The organism is Streptomyces sp. BoleA5 (assembly GCF_000373665.1).
Classification (GTDB): domain Bacteria; phylum Actinomycetota; class Actinomycetes; order Streptomycetales; family Streptomycetaceae; genus Actinacidiphila.
Map to the genome: position 1 here is coordinate 19,191 of NZ_KB892126.1, position 17,168 is coordinate 36,358.

At 74.1% G+C, this 17,168-nt stretch carries 15 protein-coding genes and 1 pseudogene; 8 read left to right on the forward strand and 8 right to left on the reverse strand.

Going from position 1 to position 17,168, the window contains the following annotated elements; all coding sequences use genetic code 11:
- The first annotated feature begins 43 nt into the window (after nt 1-43).
- On the forward strand, nt 44-439 hold the full coding sequence (locus B085_RS0131865; RefSeq protein ID WP_018562668.1) for a MarR family winged helix-turn-helix transcriptional regulator: 396 nt from the start codon (nt 44-46) through the stop codon (nt 437-439).
- Nucleotides 440-494: 55 nt separating this feature from the next.
- On the opposite strand, the gene B085_RS0131870 is transcribed toward B085_RS0131865, so the two are convergent.
- Both B085_RS0131870 and B085_RS0131875 read right to left on the reverse strand, forming a co-directional pair.
- On the reverse strand, nt 495-1,241 hold the full coding sequence (locus B085_RS0131870; protein ID WP_026251659.1) for a maleylpyruvate isomerase family mycothiol-dependent enzyme: 747 nt from the start codon (nt 1,239-1,241) through the stop codon (nt 495-497).
- Nucleotides 1,242-1,335: 94 nt separating this feature from the next.
- The gene (locus B085_RS0131875) at nt 1,336-2,583 is read right to left on the reverse strand and encodes an MFS transporter (protein ID WP_026251660.1); all 1,248 of its coding nucleotides are present in this window, start codon (nt 2,581-2,583) and stop codon (nt 1,336-1,338) included.
- A 17-nt stretch (nt 2,584-2,600) separates the two neighbouring features.
- On the opposite strand from B085_RS0131875, the gene B085_RS0131880 reads away from it, so the two are divergent.
- Nucleotides 2,601-3,824 carry an ROK family protein gene (locus tag B085_RS0131880; RefSeq protein WP_026251661.1) on the forward strand — a complete coding sequence of 408 codons (1,224 nt, stop codon included), beginning with the start codon at nt 2,601-2,603 and terminating at the stop codon, nt 3,822-3,824.
- A gap of 26 nt (nt 3,825-3,850) precedes the next feature.
- On the opposite strand, the gene B085_RS44415 is transcribed toward B085_RS0131880, so the two are convergent.
- A complete protein-coding gene (locus B085_RS44415; protein WP_158689863.1) occupies nt 3,851-4,747 on the reverse strand; it encodes a DUF2797 domain-containing protein in 897 nt (298 codons plus the stop codon).
- A 147-nt stretch (nt 4,748-4,894) separates the two neighbouring features.
- On the opposite strand from B085_RS44415, the gene B085_RS0131890 reads away from it, so the two are divergent.
- Complete coding sequence (locus tag B085_RS0131890) at nt 4,895-5,203, forward strand: SHOCT domain-containing protein (RefSeq protein WP_018562673.1); 309 nt, start codon at nt 4,895-4,897, stop codon at nt 5,201-5,203.
- Nucleotides 5,200-5,568: pseudogene (locus B085_RS44420) on the forward strand (ATP-binding cassette domain-containing protein); the annotation flags it as partial. The gene B085_RS0131890 and the pseudogene B085_RS44420, both read left to right, overlap by 4 nt.
- A 141-nt stretch (nt 5,569-5,709) precedes the next feature.
- Here the strand turns inward: B085_RS44420 and B085_RS0131900 are convergent.
- Together B085_RS0131900 and B085_RS0131905 are read right to left on the reverse strand one after the other, a co-directional pair.
- Nucleotides 5,710-6,267, reverse strand: a complete 558-nt coding sequence (locus B085_RS0131900) for an ATP-binding protein (RefSeq protein ID WP_018562674.1) — start codon at nt 6,265-6,267, stop codon at nt 5,710-5,712.
- 190 nt (nt 6,268-6,457) lie between these two features.
- Complete coding sequence (locus tag B085_RS0131905) at nt 6,458-6,766, reverse strand: hypothetical protein (protein WP_018562675.1); 309 nt, start codon at nt 6,764-6,766, stop codon at nt 6,458-6,460.
- A 159-nt stretch (nt 6,767-6,925) separates the two neighbouring features.
- Between B085_RS0131905 and B085_RS0131910 the strand changes: the two genes are divergently transcribed.
- The 3 genes from B085_RS0131910 (at nt 6,926) to B085_RS0131920 (ending at nt 10,816) form a co-directional block, all read left to right on the forward strand.
- Nucleotides 6,926-8,023 carry a PLP-dependent cysteine synthase family protein gene (locus B085_RS0131910; RefSeq protein WP_078620167.1) on the forward strand — a complete coding sequence of 366 codons (1,098 nt, stop codon included), beginning with the start codon at nt 6,926-6,928 and terminating at the stop codon, nt 8,021-8,023.
- Nucleotides 8,024-8,116: 93 nt separating this feature from the next.
- Nucleotides 8,117-9,517 (forward strand): hypothetical protein, encoded by a 1,401-nt coding sequence (locus B085_RS0131915; RefSeq protein ID WP_158689864.1) that lies wholly within the window; start codon nt 8,117-8,119, stop codon nt 9,515-9,517.
- 99 nt (nt 9,518-9,616) lie between these two features.
- Entirely contained in the window at nt 9,617-10,816 is a 1,200-nt protein-coding gene (locus B085_RS0131920; protein ID WP_018562678.1) for a hypothetical protein, read from the forward strand.
- Nucleotides 10,817-10,831: 15 nt separating this feature from the next.
- On the opposite strand, the gene B085_RS0131925 is transcribed toward B085_RS0131920, so the two are convergent.
- Together B085_RS0131925 and B085_RS0131930 are read right to left on the reverse strand one after the other, a co-directional pair.
- Nucleotides 10,832-11,308 (reverse strand): SRPBCC family protein, encoded by a 477-nt coding sequence (locus tag B085_RS0131925; RefSeq protein ID WP_078620166.1) that lies wholly within the window; start codon nt 11,306-11,308, stop codon nt 10,832-10,834.
- Between the two features lie 25 nt (nt 11,309-11,333).
- Entirely contained in the window at nt 11,334-12,200 is an 867-nt protein-coding gene (locus tag B085_RS0131930; RefSeq protein WP_018562680.1) for a DeoR/GlpR family DNA-binding transcription regulator, read from the reverse strand.
- A 248-nt stretch (nt 12,201-12,448) separates the two neighbouring features.
- Here B085_RS0131930 and B085_RS44425 point away from each other — a divergent pair, with 248 nt between their 5' ends.
- The gene (locus B085_RS44425; protein WP_018562681.1) at nt 12,449-14,749 is read left to right on the forward strand and encodes a hypothetical protein; all 2,301 of its coding nucleotides are present in this window, start codon (nt 12,449-12,451) and stop codon (nt 14,747-14,749) included.
- On the opposite strand, the gene B085_RS0131940 is transcribed toward B085_RS44425, so the two are convergent.
- The gene (locus B085_RS0131940) at nt 14,719-17,151 is read right to left on the reverse strand and encodes a right-handed parallel beta-helix repeat-containing protein (protein WP_018562682.1); all 2,433 of its coding nucleotides are present in this window, start codon (nt 17,149-17,151) and stop codon (nt 14,719-14,721) included. The two genes, B085_RS44425 and B085_RS0131940, sit on opposite strands and share 31 nt — an antisense overlap.
- Nucleotides 17,152-17,168: the final 17 nt, after the last annotated feature.

Consider the following 17,168-nt stretch of genomic DNA (forward strand, 5'->3'; position numbering starts at 1 on the left):
AATGTGCGTACATCTAGTGTTGTTTTTCTGCTATCCTGCGGCCATGACCGGCGTGAAGAGTGAGCATGTGCTCGTTGAGCGGTGGCGGGAGGTCCTCTCCCTGCACGCGCGCACAGCGTGCGAACTCGACCGTGAGCTGAACCCGCACGGACTGGGTGCGAGCGACTTCGAGGTGCTCGACCTGCTCGCCGAGGGCAACCCGGACGAGGGTGGATGCACCTACCGCGTCCAGGAACTCGCGGACCGGGTGCATCTGAGCCAGAGCGCGCTCTCCCGGCTGGTCGGCCGGCTGGAGAAGGACGGCCTCGTGAGCCGTGGGATCTGCAGCGAGGACCGCCGCGGGGTGCGGGTCGCGCTGACCGACGCCGGGCGGGCCCGCCACGAAGAGGTCAAGCCGGTGCAGCGTGCCGTGCTGGAGCGGATGCTCGGGCAGGTCTGAAGGCGTACGGCGTCGCCGGCGATCCGGGGTCCCGTCCCGAACGTGGAGCGCCGGATCAGCCGACCGCGGCTGTGCGCCGCCACAGGTCGATCACGGAGACATCACCCGTCACCAGCAGCTTCTCGTACGCGCCCCGGTTCCACAGGGTGAGGTAGAGCTCCTCGGCGGTGCCGCTCACCGTGCAGTCCGCCCCGCCCGGCGCGGACCGCTCGACGACCAGGGGATCGGCCGACATGCGCACGAGCCAGTCGTCCCGCTCGGCGTCGGTGTCCGTCGTGCGCACGCGGAGTGTCCTGGGCGTCTCGCTGCGGACCCGGCTTCTCGGCCGGATGTGGAAACCCGCGAGCAACTCGTCGACTCCGTCGGCCGCGAACCCCGGGTCCATCGGGGACGGAGCCCGGCCCAGGGCCAGTTCCGCGTCGACCCGGTGGATCGCCGTCTCGTGCGCCTGGCGCCGCGCCCAGAAGGCCCGCGGGGAGGGCGCCTTGAGGAAGTACCAGCACTCCAGGTCGGCGGGTGCCGCATCGAGGGCCGCGACCAGCCGCTCGTGGCCTGCGCGGAACCAGGGGAGCAGCGAGGCGTCGTCCGCCGGGGCCTCGGCCTCGATGGGCTCCGGCTGTCGGCGTCCCTCCGCCACGTAGCGGGTCGCCCAGCGGTGCACGGCCCCCTGGTGGCGGACCAGTTCGCGCACGCGCCAGCCCGGGCAGGACGGCACCTCGGCGTCGAGCCCGGCCGCTTCAGCGGCGTCGGCGAGCAGTGCGCCGTCGCGTCGCAGAGCCTCGATGAACACGGCTGTCTCCATGGGGTGATTGTGGCAGCCGCCACCGACAGCCGGGCCGAGCGGCACCGAGGCCGGCCGGGCCCTGCGGGCCGCGAGACGGTGTCGGACGGGCGTCTCAGACTCCGGCGGCAGCCGACGCGTGCCGGGTCGTGTGCGCGACCACGGCGGCCACCGCCGCCAGCGCGGCGACCGTGGTCAGCGCGACCGGCAGCCCGAAGCCGTCGGCGAGGAAGCCGATGGTGGGCGGCCCCAGCAGGAAGCCCGCGTACCCCAGGGTGGAGGCGGTGGCCACACCGCCGGGGCCGCCGAGGGCACCGGCCCGGCCGATGGCCACCGGGAAGACGTTGGCGAGCCCGAGTCCGGTGAGCGCGAAGCCGGTCAGGACGAGCCAGACCGCCGGACCGAAGGCGCCCAGCAGCATCCCGGCGCATGCCGTCAGTCCGCCCAGCACCACCGCCCGGGTCGGGCCGAGCCGCAGCAGGAGGGCGGTGCCGGAGAGCCGCCCGGCGGTCATCGCGAGGGCGACGGCGGCATATCCGGCGGCCGCGAGGGCCGGCCCGGTGTCCAGGTCCTCCTGCAGATGGAGCGGACCCCACTCGGCGAGCGCCCCCTCGCCGTACGCGGTGCACAGGGCGATCAGCCCGAAGACGGCGACCATCCGCCGGGCGCCGCCGGGACGCGCGGTGCCGTGCGCGTTCCGCGCCGTGGCGGCCGGCGGATCCGCGGGATGCGTACGCTCCACGGTTCGGGGGATCGCGTGCCGCAGCAGGAGCCGCCCGAGCAGCACCGTGGCCACGAGCCCGAACACTGCGACGCCGACAAGGTGCTGGGCCGGCGTCAGCCATGCGGCCAGCGGTCCGCCGACACCCGCCCCGACCAGTCCGCCCAGACTGTACGCCGCGTGGAAACCGGGCATGATGGGGCGCCGCAGTGCGGTCACCAGGTCGACGGCGACGGTGTTCATCGCGACGTTCATGCCGCCGAAGCCCACGCCGAGCAGGAGCAGCACGAGACCCAGGGTGACGGGGGAGTGGGTGAACGCGGGAAGCGCGACGCTCAGTGACAGGACGGCACCGGTGCCGACGGTCACCCGCCGGGCCCCGAAGCGCCGGCACAGCCGTCCGCCGGGGATCATGGTGACGATCGCTCCCGCCGACACGCCGAGCAGCGCCAGACCGAGGGCCCCCGCCGACGCGCCGACCTGTTCCTTGACGGCGGGGATGCGAACGACCCAGCCGGCGAAGACGAATCCGTCGAGGGCGAAGAACGCGGTCAGGGCGACACGGAGGCTCCGCAGCGGGGACGGTGGACTTGCGCGATCTTGCCCGGTGAGTACGCTCCGTATTTTGTTTAGGCTCGGCACAAAGTGAGAATAGGACTGTGACCCAGACTCGGACAAGGTTGGAGCGGGGCCGCGGTGCGCTCGGTCCCGCGCTCGCGCTCGTGCACACCGGGCGCGCGCCCACCCGCGCCGTGCTCACCGCCGAACTCGGTGTGACGCGGGCGACCGCGGGGGCCGTCGCCGCCGAGCTGGAGGCGCTGCGCCTGATCCGTGTCGACACCCGGCCGGGCGGACCCGCCGGGGCGCAGGGCCGGCCCTCGCACCGACTCGCCGTCAACCCCGAGGGGCCCGTCGTCCTCGCCGCGCAGATCCACGCCGACGGGTTCCGTGCCGCCCTGGTCGGACTCGGCGGCCACATCCTCGCGTCCAAGCCGGTCGCCATGACCGTGCCCGCGGATCCCGCCCGGGTCCTCGGCGCCGTCGTCGAGGCCGGCGCGGAGCTGCTGAGCGCCGCCGGCCGGGCGTGCGCGGGCGTCGGCCTCGCCGTGCCGTCCGCCGTCGCCGAGCCGGAGGGCGCCGCGCTCAACCCCCTGCACCTCGCGTGGCCCGCGGGCGCACCGGTGCTGGCCATCCTCCGCGAGCAGATCGAGCGGTCCGGCCTCCTCTCCCCCAACGGGGCGCCGCCGCCGTGCTTCGTCGGCAACGACGTCAACGTCGCCGCGCTCGCCGAGCACCGGCACGGCGCCGGACAGGGAGCCGAACACCTGCTGGTCGTCGCCACCGGCCACCGCGGCGTGGGCGGTGCCCTCGTCCTGCACGGCAAGCTCCACACCGGCAGTGCGGGACTCGCCCTCGAGGTCGGTCACCTCACCGCAAACCCCGAGGGACGGCCCTGCCATTGCGGCAGCCGTGGCTGCCTCGACGTCGAGGTGGACCCGCTCGCCTTCCTGGAGGCCGCCGGCCGGATCCCCGGCCCCGAGGGCTCGCTGCCCGACCAGTGCCGCGCCCTGCTCCGTGAGGAGTACGACGACCCCGCCGTGCGCAGCGCCGCCGACCGCCTCATCGACCACCTCGGTCAGGGACTCGCGGGACTGGTCAACGTCCTCAACCCCGACCGGATCCTGCTCGGCGGACTGCACCGCTGGCTGCTCGACGCGGACCCGGAGCGGCTGCGCGCCGTGGTCGCCGAACGGAGCCTGTGGGGACGCAGCGGCGGCGTCCCGCTGCTCGCCTGCGCCCTGGACCACAACAGCCTCGTCGGAGCCGCCGAACTGGCCTGGCAGCCGGTGCTGGACGATCCGCTCACGGCGCTCGGCGCCTAGCCCCTCGGCAAGCCGCCGGCGGTCCGTCAGAACAGCGGCTGCGGGGGCTCGGTGGGCGGTGGCAGAGCCTTGGCGGGCGGCGCCGGCATGCCCCGCGCCGGCGAGGTCAGCGGCCATCCCGGCACCAGGCGGGAGTCGAGCAGCAGGACACCGCCGGCCGGTCCGGCGGTGCGGAGGTAGACGTCCCCTCCGGCCACGGCCACGACGGTGCCGTCCAGGGCGGTCCCCGGAGCGAGCCCGGTCACCGCGGCGGTCGCCCGCGGCGCGTCGGGCTCCAGGCCGAACACCGCCGCATGGTCGACGGGTTGGAACGCGGTGGCCGCCAGTGTGTCCCGCCAGTCGGGGACCGCGGCCGCCGCCTCGTGCAGCGCCCGCAGCCCGGACTCCCGCGCGGCCGCGGGCGGCAGCGCGGCGCGGGCGGCACGCTTGGCGGACGTCGACACCCGGTCCGGGATGCCCAGCGCCGTCCCGAGGACCGACTCGGCGCGGCGCGCGGCCATCAAGGGGCCGCGGCCGAGGAACGTGAAGCAGATCGCCGCCTGTTCGAGCGGCCGTGCGCTGCCCCGCTCGGCCGCGGTGATGCCGACCTTGCCCAGACCCGGGCCGAACCAGGCCAGGTACACCGCGAAGGGCCGCGGGTCGTCCAGCCGGGTGTCCGCGGCCACGGAACGGGAGCGGTCCAGCGCCGCGCACTGCTCGCACTGGTCGCGGCGAGCCTGCGCGGGGAGCTCCGCGGCCCGCGGGCACGGGGTCCAGCGCCCCGAACGCCACACGCCCGTGCACCGCCGTACCGCGCCCGGCTCCACGGCGAGCGCCAGCGGGTCACCGAGGCGCACGGGACTGCGCCGGTCGCCGAGGCGGGGGTGCCACCAGGTCCATACCGGGGCCCCGGACACCCATCGCAGACCTGTGCATCGCCACATGATCCGCATGCTAGGCGCAGGCACCGACAGCGGCCGTACTCCCCGGGTGGTACCCGAGGTGCCGCTGGCCGTACGACGACCGGCGGCCCCGCACGGACCAGTCTCGTGATGACGGGAAACTCGGCATCACCAAGGAGACGCATCGCAATGGACGCCACCGCACTGACCTCGCTCGCCGACCACTGGGACGGCGGACCCGGCCCCTGGATTCTGTTCTTCCCCCTCATCTGGGCCGCCGTCATCGCGGGCGTCGCCTTCCTGCTGCGCCGCACCATGTGGCGCCGGGGCCTGGGCCGCGGCCCCTGGCACGCCCGTGCGGCGATCGGCGAGCACTCGCCGATCGCCGTGCTGGGCCGCCGCTTCGCCGCGGGCGAGATCGACGAGGACGAGTACTGGCGCAGACTGTCCGTCCTGGACGAGCAGTTCGGCCGCTTCTCCCAGGGTGGGGAGCGATGACCGCCGCCCGCGTCGTCGACGCCGTCAAGACCTACGGGACGGGCGACGCCGCCCGAGTGCGCGCCCTGGACGGGGTCGCGGTGGGCTTCCCCGCCGGACGGTTCACCGCGATCATGGGCCCTTCGGATCCGGGAAGTCCGCGCTCATGCACTGCGAAGCCGGGCTGGACACCCTCACCTCCGGGACCGCATGGATCGGCGACACCGAGCTGGGCACGCTCGGGGACCGGCAGTTGACGCTGCTGCGCCGGCAGCGGGTCGGCTTCGTCTTCCGGTCCTGCGACCTGCTGCCGACCCTGACCGTCGCAAGAGGTCGTGGGCCTGGGCGACCGGCTGCGGAACCGCCCGAGCGAGCTCCCCGGGGGGCCACCGGTTCTGGCCGGATGGCGCCCGGCCCGGCCCGGCGCGCCTGGACGTACTGAGGGCCATCGCCGCGGGACGAATCCGCCGACGACGGCCCGGAGGGCCACGGCCGCCGTGCCCCTCCAGGGGTGCGGCGGCCGCGCGTCAGACCAGAACCGGTTCGGCCGCTGCCGGGACCAGACGATCGAGCACCGGCGGCCAGGCCTCCGGCGTCTCGGGGAGCACCGGCAGCGTCCGCGGGGCGACCTTGCGGACCACCGCCGCCGAGACCTGCTCGGTCATCGCCCTGGGCGAGACGGGGGCCTCGGCCCGGAGCGTGAACCACACGACCTTGCCACCGTCGTTGAGGGTCTCGGTGCCCCAGCTGTCGCTCATCGACACGACCATGGCGAGGCCGCGGCCGCAAGTGGCCAGGGGCTCGAACTCGCGGACCCGCGGCAGGCGCGGATCGTTGTCCGAGACGGCGACGGTGAGCCAGCCGGAGGCGAAGCTCAGCTCGACGGAACAGCGCTTGTCCGGCCGGGCGTGCCGGTGGACGTTGCCGAGCAGTTCGGTGATACCCAGCAGAGTGGGGTCGGTCAGGGGGTCCAGCCGCCAATACCGCAGCTGAGCGGCGACGATACGGCGTACCTGCTGGATCCGGGACGGCAGTGCCTCAAGTTCCAGAGCACACTGCCGCTTACTGCCTTCTGAGCTGATCACGGCTGCGACTCCCTCCGCGGTGGAGGGCGCGCCCCTGTGACCGGGGCATGCCCCGCCCGCATGGAATGGGAACACCTTTGCGGGATTGCTGTGAGTGACTGCTGCAGTGACTCCGTGACGCCACTCAAGGATCACCCCGATGGATGCTTACCGCAACTCCGTGAACGCGGAGAGTGCCGCTCCTTTCGCGTCAACGGCGCGCGACGCGCTCCCGGGCGGCTCGCAGGGCGTCCAGGAAGCGGCCCGCCGAAGCCGTGCCCTGCTTGCGCAGGGTCAGGAAGTAGCCCGTGCCGTTGAGCCGGGTCAGCGTGCGGCGACGCACCGCGAAACGCGGGGTCAGCGCGTGGACGTCCTCCACCGGCGCGCTGTCGATCTCCCGCCCGCGGCTGGTGAGCAGCACCAGGCGGCCGTTCTGGATCACGACCTGCCCGCCCCGGGTGAGCGACCTCAGCCGCCGTCCGATCCGTACCCCTGTGGCGCTGAACTCCGCTTCGGCCACGGCGCATCCCCTCCTTCGTCCGGGTCGCAGTCTGCCCGTTCCGGAGGGCGCCGCACCAGCGTCTGCCTATGATCGGGACTCAGGCGCGAAGGGAAGGCGGCGCAGGTGGGCGGCAACGAGAAGGGTGACCGAGAGGACCGTGGGAGGGCGGCGGAGGCCATGTCCACCGTCGACGTGGACCGGACCGACCCGGACTACCGAGGATGGCTCAAAGAGGCCGTACGGAAGGTCCAGGCGGACGCCAACCGCTCCGCCGACACCCACCTGTTGCGCTTCCCGCTCCCCGATGCCTGGGGCGTCGATCTCTATCTGAAGGACGAGTCGACCCACCCGACCGGCAGCCTCAAGCACCGCCTCGCCCGCTCGCTCTTCCTCTACGGCCTGTGCAACGGCTGGATCCGGCCGGACAAGCCCGTCATCGAGGCCTCCAGCGGCTCGACCGCGGTGTCCGAGGCGTACTTCGCCGCCCTGATCGGCGTGCCGTTCATCGCCGTCATCCCGCGCACGACCAGCTGGGAGAAGCAGCGGCTGATCGAGTTCCACGGCGGCCGGTGCCACCTGGTGGACGACCCGCGGACGGTCTACGAGGTGTCCGCCCGCCTCGCGCAGGAGAGCGGCGGCCACTACATGGACCAGTTCACCTACGCCGAGCGCGCCACCGACTGGCGGGGCAACAACAACATCGCCGAGTCGATCTATCAGCAGCTGCGCCTGGAGCGGAACCCCTGCCCGGCATGGATCGTGGCGACCGCCGGCACCGGCGGCACATCGGCCACCATCGCCCGCTACGTCCACTACATGCAGTACGACACCCTGGTGTGCGTCGCGGACCCGGAGAACTCGGTGTTCTTCGACGGCTGGGTGAGCGGCGACGACGCCGTGTGCTGCGAACGGGGTTCACGGATCGAGGGCATCGGCCGGCCCAGGGTGGAGCCGAGTTTCGTGCCCGGCGCGATCGACCGCATGATGAAGGTGCCGGACGCGGCTTCCGTGGCCGCGGTACGCGCCCTGGAGGCGGCCATCGGGCGCAAGGCCGGCGGGTCGACGGGGACCGGGCTGTGGGGCGCGTTCAAGATCGTCGCGGAGATGGTCGCGGCGGGCCGCACGGGCAGTGTCGTCACCTTGCTGTGCGATCCCGGCGACCGGTACCTGGACAAGTACTATTCCGATGCCTGGGTCGCCGAACAGGGCCTGGACATCGGGCCGTACGCCGTCACCATCGACGCCTTCCTGGCGACGGGGGGCTGGCCGGACTGACCCGGTCAGCCCGTTCCGTTCTGTTACGCCGTGGTCACCCGGGGTCCGCCGGAGTACCGCCTTCCCTTCTCCGGGCGCTTTTAGCGTCCCGATATGACGATCTCTCAAGTGGCGCCCGCGGTGGTCGCGCCGCCGCCCCGCGCGCCGGGTGCGTCCGCACCGCCGGCTTCCCGGGCGCCGGCGCCGGCCGTCCGGGCGCGACGCCGTCGCTTGCCGCCTCCGGCGCGGCTGGTCGTCCAGGCGACCGCCGCACTCGTCGCCGTCGTCGCCCTGTGCCTCGCCGTCGTCGTCGGCGCCGTCAGCGTCCGGTCGGACGCGGAGCGGTTGCGCGACACCTCCGCGCACCGCGCCGCCGTCGCCGCCGAACTCGGCTTCGCGCTGGCGGACCTGGACGCCCAGCGCGCCAACCAGCTCGTGCCCGGGCACGCGGCCGACGACCCCGAGGTGTCGGTCGGCAACCGGCTCCTCGCGCTCATCACCGCGCAGCAGCGCCGCGCCCAGGCCAGCGACCTCCTCCGGCAGCTCGGCGGCGACGAGGCCCACGCCGCGCAGGTGCGCGGCATCCTCGACCTGCTCGGGCGGTACGACGACGCCGGCGGCCGTGCCGCCTACGTCGACGAACAGCACCACGAGCGGGCCGCGGGCCACCCCCCGGCGGTCGCCGTCGCCTTCTCCGCGGAGGCGGGCGACATCATGCACAGCCATCTGCTGCCCAAGGTCGCGGCGCTGGCGAACGCCTACGACGCGCAGGCCGTCGCGGCCTCGCGCGGCGCGCAGGACGCCGCCCTGGGCTCGGCCGTGGCCGTCGGAGTCCTCGGCCTGGCCGCCGTCGCCGTACTCCTGTGGTGGCAGCGCGACCTGACGCGCCGTTACTGCCGCATGTTCAACCCGGCGCTGGCCGCCGCGACGGCCGTGGTGCTCGGTGTCGCCCTGGCCGGGGTGGTCTCCTTCACCGGAGCCGCCGCCGACCTCGGCGCGGGTACCCGTGACGGACTGCGCCCCTGGTCGCGGCTCGCGCAGGCGCGCGCCGTCGCGGCCGAGGCCGCCGCCGCCCAGAGCCGGTGGCTCGTCAACGGCGCGGAGCCGCAGCAGCGCGCCGAACTCGACACGCTCGACCGGCGGCTGGGAGGACTGCTCGCCCCCGGGGGCTGGGCCTCGGCGGACGAGCGTCCCGCGTACGCCGACGTCAACGAGCGCTACGGGCACTTCCGCGCGGACGACCGCAAGCTCGTGGAGCTGATGGCCGGCAAGCGGATCGACGAGGCGGCCGTGGTGCTCACGGACGTAGGGCGCGGTGAGGTGGGCTTCGACTTCTGGGACTTCGCGACCACACTCGACGCCCTCGCCCGGGACCAGCAGGCCGACTTCGTCTCGCGTACGGACGCCGCGCGCTCCGGGCTCGACGGCTGGCCCGAGGTTCCCGCGGGTCTTCTCGGCATCGCCGCGGTACTGGTCGTCGTGGGGGTGTGGCCGCGCCTGGCGGAGTACCGGTGAGGCGTCGATGGCGGGGGCAGCGGGGCCCACGGGACTTGTGGGGAACCTGTGTTCGGCTATAGAAAGGCCTGTCCGCCCGACCTCGTGAAAGAGCCTCCGGTGCCCACCTCCCCGCCGTCCCCCGACGACGTGCCCTCCGTTCCCGACGACGTCTGGGACCGTTTCGTACGGGACTCCGAGGCGGACATCCGCGCGTCCGCGCCCAAGGAACCCTCCGCGCGCGCCCGTATGGTCACCGAGCGGCTGCGGCAGCAGGACGAGCAGGCCGCGCGCCGCGGCAAGCGCAGGGGACGCGGCAACCCGCCGCCCGCGCAGCCGGAGGGCTGGCGCACCGGCCCCTCGCTCTACCAGGTCGAGGAGCGCGGCCACCGGCGCCGCCGCGGGCTCGGGCTGGTCGGGGTCCTCGTCGCCGTCGGGCTGCTGCTGTTCGCCCTGAACCCGGGCTGGGCCCTCGACATGATGCGCGCCGGCGACGGCAGCGCGGCGCCGGACTCCTCGCCGCTCCCCATGGAGACGGCGGAGCCGACGAGCGCCCCTTCGCCGGAGCCCTTCCCCGGCACGCCCACGCTCCGCGACCCGTTCGCCGGCTCCCCGGCGAAGCAGTACGCCGACGGCGCCGCGGGGATCGTCCCGCCGAGGGCGCGGCCTGCCGGCTGGATGACGTCGGCGCAGGTGACGGCGGCCCTGAAGAACGTCAAGGCGTACCTGGTCGACACCAACCTCGACCCCGCCACGCTTCGGGGGGAACGGCCGGACGCCGCGCTGGGGATGCTCGATCCGAGCCAGCGCGAGATGCGCACCCGTTTCGAGACGGCCTTCAGCAAGCCGACCGGGAAGAACGACCCGATCCGGCTCGCGACGCGCTTCAAGCCCTCCGAAGTCGCCCTGGCCGGAGACGTGGTCAAGACCCGCGGCCGGATGACGTTCACGAAGGGCAAGGACCGCGCCGTGGCCGTCCACGCCGACTACACCTTCGTGTACCCCGTGGTGAAGGCGGGGTCCGGATCCACCGAGGTCGCCCGGACGATCATCCGCCGCGTCCTGGACGTGGAGTTCGCCGACCCGTCCCGCTACCGGGTCACCCCCGGCAGGTTCGCGGTCACCCGGTACGAGGACGACGTCGCCAACTCGGCCTGCACCGTCCACGACGGCTGGCTCCACCCGCAGTTCGCCTCCGACGCCTCACAGGGTGACGACGCCGATCGGTCGGGACCCACCGTGGACCCCTACGACCGCAGCAGGGACCTCGCGGCCGAGCGGACCGGGACCGGGGACTGCGGCACCGTCTCCCGGACCTGAGGCCCCCGGCCCCGCTCAGGAGGCCAGCCGGCGGTCAAGCGAGCGGACCGCGGAACGGAACGACAGGCCCAGGCCCGGCCGGGACATCAGCAGGAAGGTGTGCAGGGCCGGCGGGCCGTCGGCGGCGAACGTCCAGCGCACACGGGTGCCGCCGACAGCGGTGGGGGAGAGCGCCCACTCCTCCAGCAGGGCGCGCAGACCGGGGGCGTTGGTCGCGTCGGCGCGATAGGCGAAGCGTCGCGGGGGTTCGTCGGCGAGGACCGTCTCCTCGAAGCGGATGCCTCCGCGCAGCCCGACCGTGCGGCCAGTGGCGGTCGGTACGGCGGTCGTGACGGCGTCGAACCACGCCGTCCAGCCCTCGGTGTCCTTGGCGAGAGCGGCGTGGACGGCTTCGGGCGGCGCCGCGGTGTCGGCGGCGAAGACGAGGCGGAGCGGCGCTGAGACGAGGAAGCCCAGGTCCACCTGGCGTGTGGGGCGCAGTCGGCGCTTCATGCGCCGTACGGTAGTTGATGGCCAGTCAGTTGTCTGCGGGGCCCTCGCCCGCGGCGGCGGTGCCCGACTCGTAGTCCCCCGGCTCACCGGCGACGACGAGGTCCGACAGGTGCTCGGCGATCTCCGCCCGGAGCACCTCGGGGATGCCCGCGTCCGTGACGAGGGTGTCCACGTCCTCCAGCGTGGCGAAGGAGCTCAGGCCCACGGTGCCCCACTTGGTGTGGTCGGCGATCACGACCACCCGGCGGGCGGAGCGGACGAAGCGCCGGTTGGTCTCCGCCTCGGCCAGGTTGGGGGTGGACAGGCCCGCCTCGACCGAGATCCCGTGGACGCCGAGGAAGAGCAGGTCGAAGTGGAGCGAGCCGATCGCCCGGTCCGCGACGGGGCCGACGAGGGAGTCCGAGGGGGTGCGCACACCACCGGTGAGGACGACGGTCGCGGCGCCCTCGCGGCCGGCGGCCGCGCCGCGGGCCGCGGAGTGGAAGACGTCGGCGACCCGTACGGAGTTGGTGACCACGGTGAGGTCGGGCACGTCGAGCAGATGGTGGGCGAGCGCGTACGTCGTCGTGCCGCCCGTGAGGGCGATGGCGCTGCCGGGGGTGACCAGCCGTGCGGCGGCGCGGGCGATGGCCTCCTTGGCCCCGGGCTCGAGGCCCGCCTTCGCCTCGAAGCCCGGTTCGTGGCTGCTGGCCGGGGCGACCGGCACGGCACCGCCGTGGACCTTCTCGACCACGCCCTGACGGGCGAGCGCGTCGAGGTCGCGGCGGACGGTCATGTCCGAGACGTTCAGCCTCCGGGTCAGCTCGTTGACCCGGACCCCGCCGCGCCGCCGGACCTCGTCCAGGATCAGCGCACGCCGCTGTTCCGCGAGCAGGTTCTGGTTGTCGCTCACCCGAGGTCCCGTCCCATCCTCTGATGTGATCCCGATGCTGCCCGGACCGGCAGTCTCGCCATCCTTCCACGACCTCCCCCGCGGGAAGGGGGGCGAAGGGCGCGGGGTGACCGGTCCCACACGCGCCTCGCGTGACACGTTCGGGTGGCATTCGTGAACACCTCTGTCCAGTACTGGTACGTGTGCCCGATTCTGAATACGCGCGATGCCGTACGCGCGCCACGGGGAAAGTACGGGAGGCGATCGCGATGCGGTCGGATACGGTACGAACGGAGCTGTCGCTCGAGCTGCTGGTCCACGGCGTCGGTGGGACGACGCCGCAGACGATGCTCAACGACCCGCGCATCACGCGCGTCTGCGGTGACGACACCGCCGGGATCTACCGGCGTGCCGGCGACGCCGACGCGGAGCGCCGCTCGCAGGAGTACGGCGAGGGCCCGGTGCCCGACGCCTACTCCTGGTGCAATCTGACGTCCGGGGACGGCAGTCGCGCGCTCTGGCTGCTCCTGCTCCCCTTCATGGTGGCCAATCTGGCCCACTGGATGCGGCCGCCGGTCTCCCGGCCGGGCATGGACCGGGCGTACGACGTGCTGGTGCGGCTGCTGGCGCTGTCCCTGACGGTGCTGCTCGTGGCCGCGGCCTGCGAGGTCGCGATGGACCTGGTGGCCTGGCAGTGCGCGGGCAACGCCGCCTGCGCGGGCGGCAAGAGCTGGCTCTCCTTCCTCGCCGCCGGCGAGCCGGGGCGCCGGATCGCCGCGGGGGCCGCGCTGCCCGCCGGACTGACCCTGTTGCTCTGGTGGCTCTCCCGGCGCACCTGGTACGCCTACGAGTCCCAGCGGCCCCTGCCCGGCCCGCATCCCGGCGAGCGCGAGAGTCCGGACGTCACGCCGCTGGCCCGGCGCGGCTTCTGGTACGGACGGCGGCTGGTGGCCCGGCTCCGCGCGGCCCACACGGCGGCCGGGCTGCTCACGGTGGCGGTCGCGCTGGTCGTGCCCCCGCTGGAGCGGGACATGGACGTGGGCGGGATCCGGATACTCGCCGCCGTCGGCTGGCTGCTGACCGGCGCCCTGGCCGGGTTGACGGTCGCGGTGGTCGCCGTGACGTGCGGCATGGGACGCAGCGAGCACGCGCCGGACGAGGCCCTGGATCCACGGCTGGCCCGGGTCATGCTCGGCGGGACGGCCGCCGCGCTGCTGACCGCGGCCGGGTACGCCTGCTGGCACCGGCCGGGCTGGAGCGCCGTCGGCCGGCTGCCGTCCGGGGAGGCGTTCGGCTGGCTCGCCCTCACCCAGGGGCTGTTGCTCATGGCGCTCGCGGGCGTCGCCCATCTGATGCACCGCTCAGGCGGCGGCCGGGCGGAGCTGCGCGGTCTGGGCGGACCTGCCGTGGCCCTGATGGCCTGCTCCCTCGGCGGGGTGCTCACCGGAGGGATCGCCCAGCGGGTCGCGGACTGGCTCGACCGCGGTGCCACGCCCGGCAGCGCGGGCGGCGTCGTCGCCGGGCCGCCCGTGCTGCTGTCCTGGCAGGCCTCGGCGATCCCGGTGATGCTCCTGGTGCTGGCCGTGGTGGTCGTCGTGCGCGGCAGGCGCCTGCTGCGCCGGACCAGGGCGCTGGTGCCGAAGGTGGAGGCCGACTACCCGGGGGAGGAGCACGAGCCCGCGCGGAGCCGCCAGATCGCCCTGGCCCGGGCCAGGGCGGAACTCACCGACCAGGCGGCCCTGTTCGTCGGGGTCGTCGGGGGCGTGGCCTTTCTGCTGGGTGCCGGGGCGCTCGCCGGGGCCTGGCTGAGCGGTGCCGTCCCCGGGCGCGCCGGGGCCGGCGCGCCCGGATGGGTGCGCACGGTCGCCGAGGCCGCCCAGAACCTCGGCTCCTGGCTGGTCGGCGCCGGCGTGGTCGCCCTGATCGCGCTCGGCCGCAGGGCCTACCGCGACGCCGGGGCGCGCCGCACCGTCGGCATCCTCTGGGACGTGGGCACCTTCTGGCCCCGCGCCGCGCACCCCTTCGCCCCGCCCTGCTACGCCGAGCGCGCCGTGCCCGACCTCACCTGGCGCATGACGACCTGGACGCGGGCGCACCGCGGCCGGATCATCCTCTCCGGGCACTCCCAGGGGAGCGTCCTGGCCGCGGCGGCGGTCTGGCAGCTGGATCCGGCGACCAGGGCGAGGATCGCCCTGCTCACCTACGGTTCTCCGCTGGGACGGCTGTACGGGCGCTGGTTCCCGGCCTACTTCGGGCCCCCGGCCCTGACCTCGCTCCACGTCGAGCTGCACGCCTGGCGCAATCTGTGGCGCCGTACGGATCCCATCGGCGGCCCGGTCCACCTCGACGAGCCCGGGCCACCGGTCGACCGTGCGCCGCTGCCCGATCCCGCGGCGTACGGGCGGACGGAGGAACACCCGCTGCCCGCGCCCCTGCTGACCCACTTCGACTACCATGCCGATCCGGCCTTCGCGGCCGAGCGCGGCTCCCTGCTCGGCTGGCTGCACCGGAACACGGAGGGGACGCTGCCCGTACAGGGTCAGGGCAGCGGGGGGAGGTCCTCGGGATAGAGCAGTTGCAGCTCCTCATGGCTGGGCTCGCTGATCCGGGCGAGCCGGCCCGCGTGGCGCTCGACCATGGCCTCGAAGGTCTGCCGGGCGGTGCGGCCGTTGCCGAAGGCCGGCCCCTTGGGGATCGCGGTGAAGTACTTGTACAGCGCCTCGCCGGTGTCCTCGGAGAGCTGGTACTCGTGCTCCTCGGTCTGGGCCCGCACGATCCGCAGCAGTTCGACCGGGGTGTAGTCGTCGAAGGTGATGGTCCGCGAGAAGCGGGAGGCGACACCGGGGTTGGCGGACAGGAAGTGCTCCATCTCCGCCGTGTAGCCGGCGACGATCACCACGACGGCGTCGCGGTGGTCCTCCATCAGTTTCACCAGGGTGTCGATCGCCTCCCGCCCGAAGTCCCGGCCCGAGTCCTCGGGGGCGAGGGCGTACGCCTCGTCGATGAACAGGACCCCGCCCCGGGCACGTTCGAAGGCCTCCTGGGTGCGGATGGCCGTCGAGCCGATGTGCTCGCCCACCAGGTCGACGCGGGCAACCTCCACCAGGTGGCCGCGCTCCAGCACGCCCAGGGTGGCCAGGATCTCGCCGTAGAGCCGGGCGACGGTGGTCTTGCCCGTACCGGGGGAGCCGGTGAAGACCAGGTGGCGGCGCGGGGAGGGGGCCTTGAGCCCGGCCTCGAGGCGTCTGCGGCCCACCGCGATCAAGTCGATCAGGGAGCGCACCTCCCGCTTGACGTTCTCCAGGCCGACCAGCGCGTCGAGTTCGGCCAGGACCTCGTCCGAGGGCCGGGTGTCCTCCGCCGGGGACGGGGCGGGGGAGGCCGCCGCCCCGGTGGCGCCGGTCGGTGTCACGGGCAGGCCGCCGAGCAGCCCGAACGACGCGGCCGCCGGCTGCCGTTCACCCGCCGGAGCGGGCACCCCCGACGATTCGGGCAGGGTGCGGCGCTCACCGCTCTGGTCCCCGGTGCAGTCCTCCGTCACCGGGCCCGGCTCGGCGAACTCGTAACCGCCGCGTGCGCAGCGTTCCGTCCGGCAGCGGGTGAGCGTGGAGCGGCACCCGTCGATGATGTGGAAGCCGTAGCCCCGGCTGCCCGTGACCCGGCAGCCGGTGAAGGTGCCGCGGCCCCCCGCGGAGACGTAGAACCCGGCCTCGGCCGGGTTGGTGACGACACAGCGCTCCAACGCGGGGTCGGCGCCCTTCGTCACGATGACACCGGTCGCCGTGTCGTCGATGGTGCAGGCGGACAGCGTGCCGCCGCTGCCGTGGTCGCGGAACCAGGCGCCGGTGGAGGCCTCGCGGATGCGGCAGTCGTCGAGTTGCACGGTGGCGCCGTCGCTGACCGAGACCGCGGTGTTGCGGACCTGGGAGATGTCGCTGTCGACGACGTCGGCGCGCGAGCCCCGGTCGAGGACGAACAGGGCGTCGGGGACGTCGCGCACGCGGCAGGAGTCGAGGACGACGGCCGCGCCGTCGCTGACCCAGACCGCCGGGTAGTCGCCCTGGCTGTCGTGGATCTCGCACTGGTTGGCGTCCACCCGGGTGCCCGGGTCCCAGACGGAGAGCCCGTTGCGGCCGAAGCGCCGCACCGTGGTGCGCGTGAGGGTGAGGACCGCGCGGGAGCGCAGGTCGACGGCGTTCTCGGGCACGTCGTGGATGTCGCAGTCGGAGAGGGTCAGGACCGCGTCGGTGTCCAGGGTGATGCCGTCGCCGGTGGTGCGGTGCACCTGGCACTCGGTGAGGTGTCCGGCGGCGCGCGAGGCGACCTGCACACCGGTGCCCTTGACCTCGTACACCTCGCAGCCGACCGCCTCGGCCACGGTGCCCTCCCCGGTGAGGGAGATTCCCGCGCCGGAGGCGTTGCGCACCCGGCAGCGTTCCAGCCGCGGGGAGGAGCCGCCGCGCACGGAGATGCCGGTCTGGCCGGCGGCCACCACCTCGCACTCCTCGAACAGGCCGCCCGCGGCCTCCAGGACGCTGATCCCGAGCCCGGCCGGGTTGTCCACGGTGCAGCGGCGCACGGTCGGGCGCGCCCCGTCACGGACCTCTATGCCCACCGCGGAACGGGTGCTGACCCGCAGTCCGGTGAGTTCGGGCGTGGCACCCTCGACGAGCAGGGCGGCGGCGGAGGTGTCCTGGCCCTCGACGGAGAGGTCCTGGACCGTCGCGGCGGCCCGGACGGTCAGGGCGACACCGGCCGGCGGGGCGATCCGCACGGAGCCCGGCCCCTCGGCCGCGCGGAGCGTTATGACCTTCTCCACGACGAGGTTCTCCCGGTAGGTCCCGGGGTTGACCGAGAGCACATCGCCCTCGGCGGCCGCATCCAGGGCCGCGGCGAGGCTCTCGTACTCTCCCGTGCGGCGGCGCCACCGCGAGCTGCTGGTGTGCGTCACCTGAACCACGCCCTGTGCCATGGAGATGCTCTGCCCCG

What these genes read in the sequence shown, in the direction of transcription:
- B085_RS0131865 (WP_018562668.1), top strand. Translation starts at nt 44, where the DNA reads ATGACCGGCGTGAAGAGTGAGCATGTGCTCGTTGAGCGGTGGCGGGAG.
- B085_RS0131870 (WP_026251659.1), bottom strand. Translation starts at nt 1,241, where the DNA reads ATGGAGACAGCCGTGTTCATCGAGGCTCTGCGACGCGACGGCGCACTG.
- B085_RS44415 (WP_158689863.1), bottom strand. Translation starts at nt 4,747, where the DNA reads ATGTGGCGATGCACAGGTCTGCGATGGGTGTCCGGGGCCCCGGTATGG.
- B085_RS0131890 (WP_018562673.1), top strand. Translation starts at nt 4,895, where the DNA reads ATGGACGCCACCGCACTGACCTCGCTCGCCGACCACTGGGACGGCGGA.
- B085_RS0131910 (WP_078620167.1), top strand. Translation starts at nt 6,926, where the DNA reads ATGTCCACCGTCGACGTGGACCGGACCGACCCGGACTACCGAGGATGG.
- B085_RS0131915 (WP_158689864.1), top strand. Translation starts at nt 8,117, where the DNA reads ATGACGATCTCTCAAGTGGCGCCCGCGGTGGTCGCGCCGCCGCCCCGC.
- B085_RS0131925 (WP_078620166.1), bottom strand. Translation starts at nt 11,308, where the DNA reads ATGAAGCGCCGACTGCGCCCCACACGCCAGGTGGACCTGGGCTTCCTC.
- B085_RS44425 (WP_018562681.1), top strand. Translation starts at nt 12,449, where the DNA reads ATGCGGTCGGATACGGTACGAACGGAGCTGTCGCTCGAGCTGCTGGTC.
- B085_RS0131940 (WP_018562682.1), bottom strand. Translation starts at nt 17,151, where the DNA reads ATGGCACAGGGCGTGGTTCAGGTGACGCACACCAGCAGCTCGCGGTGG.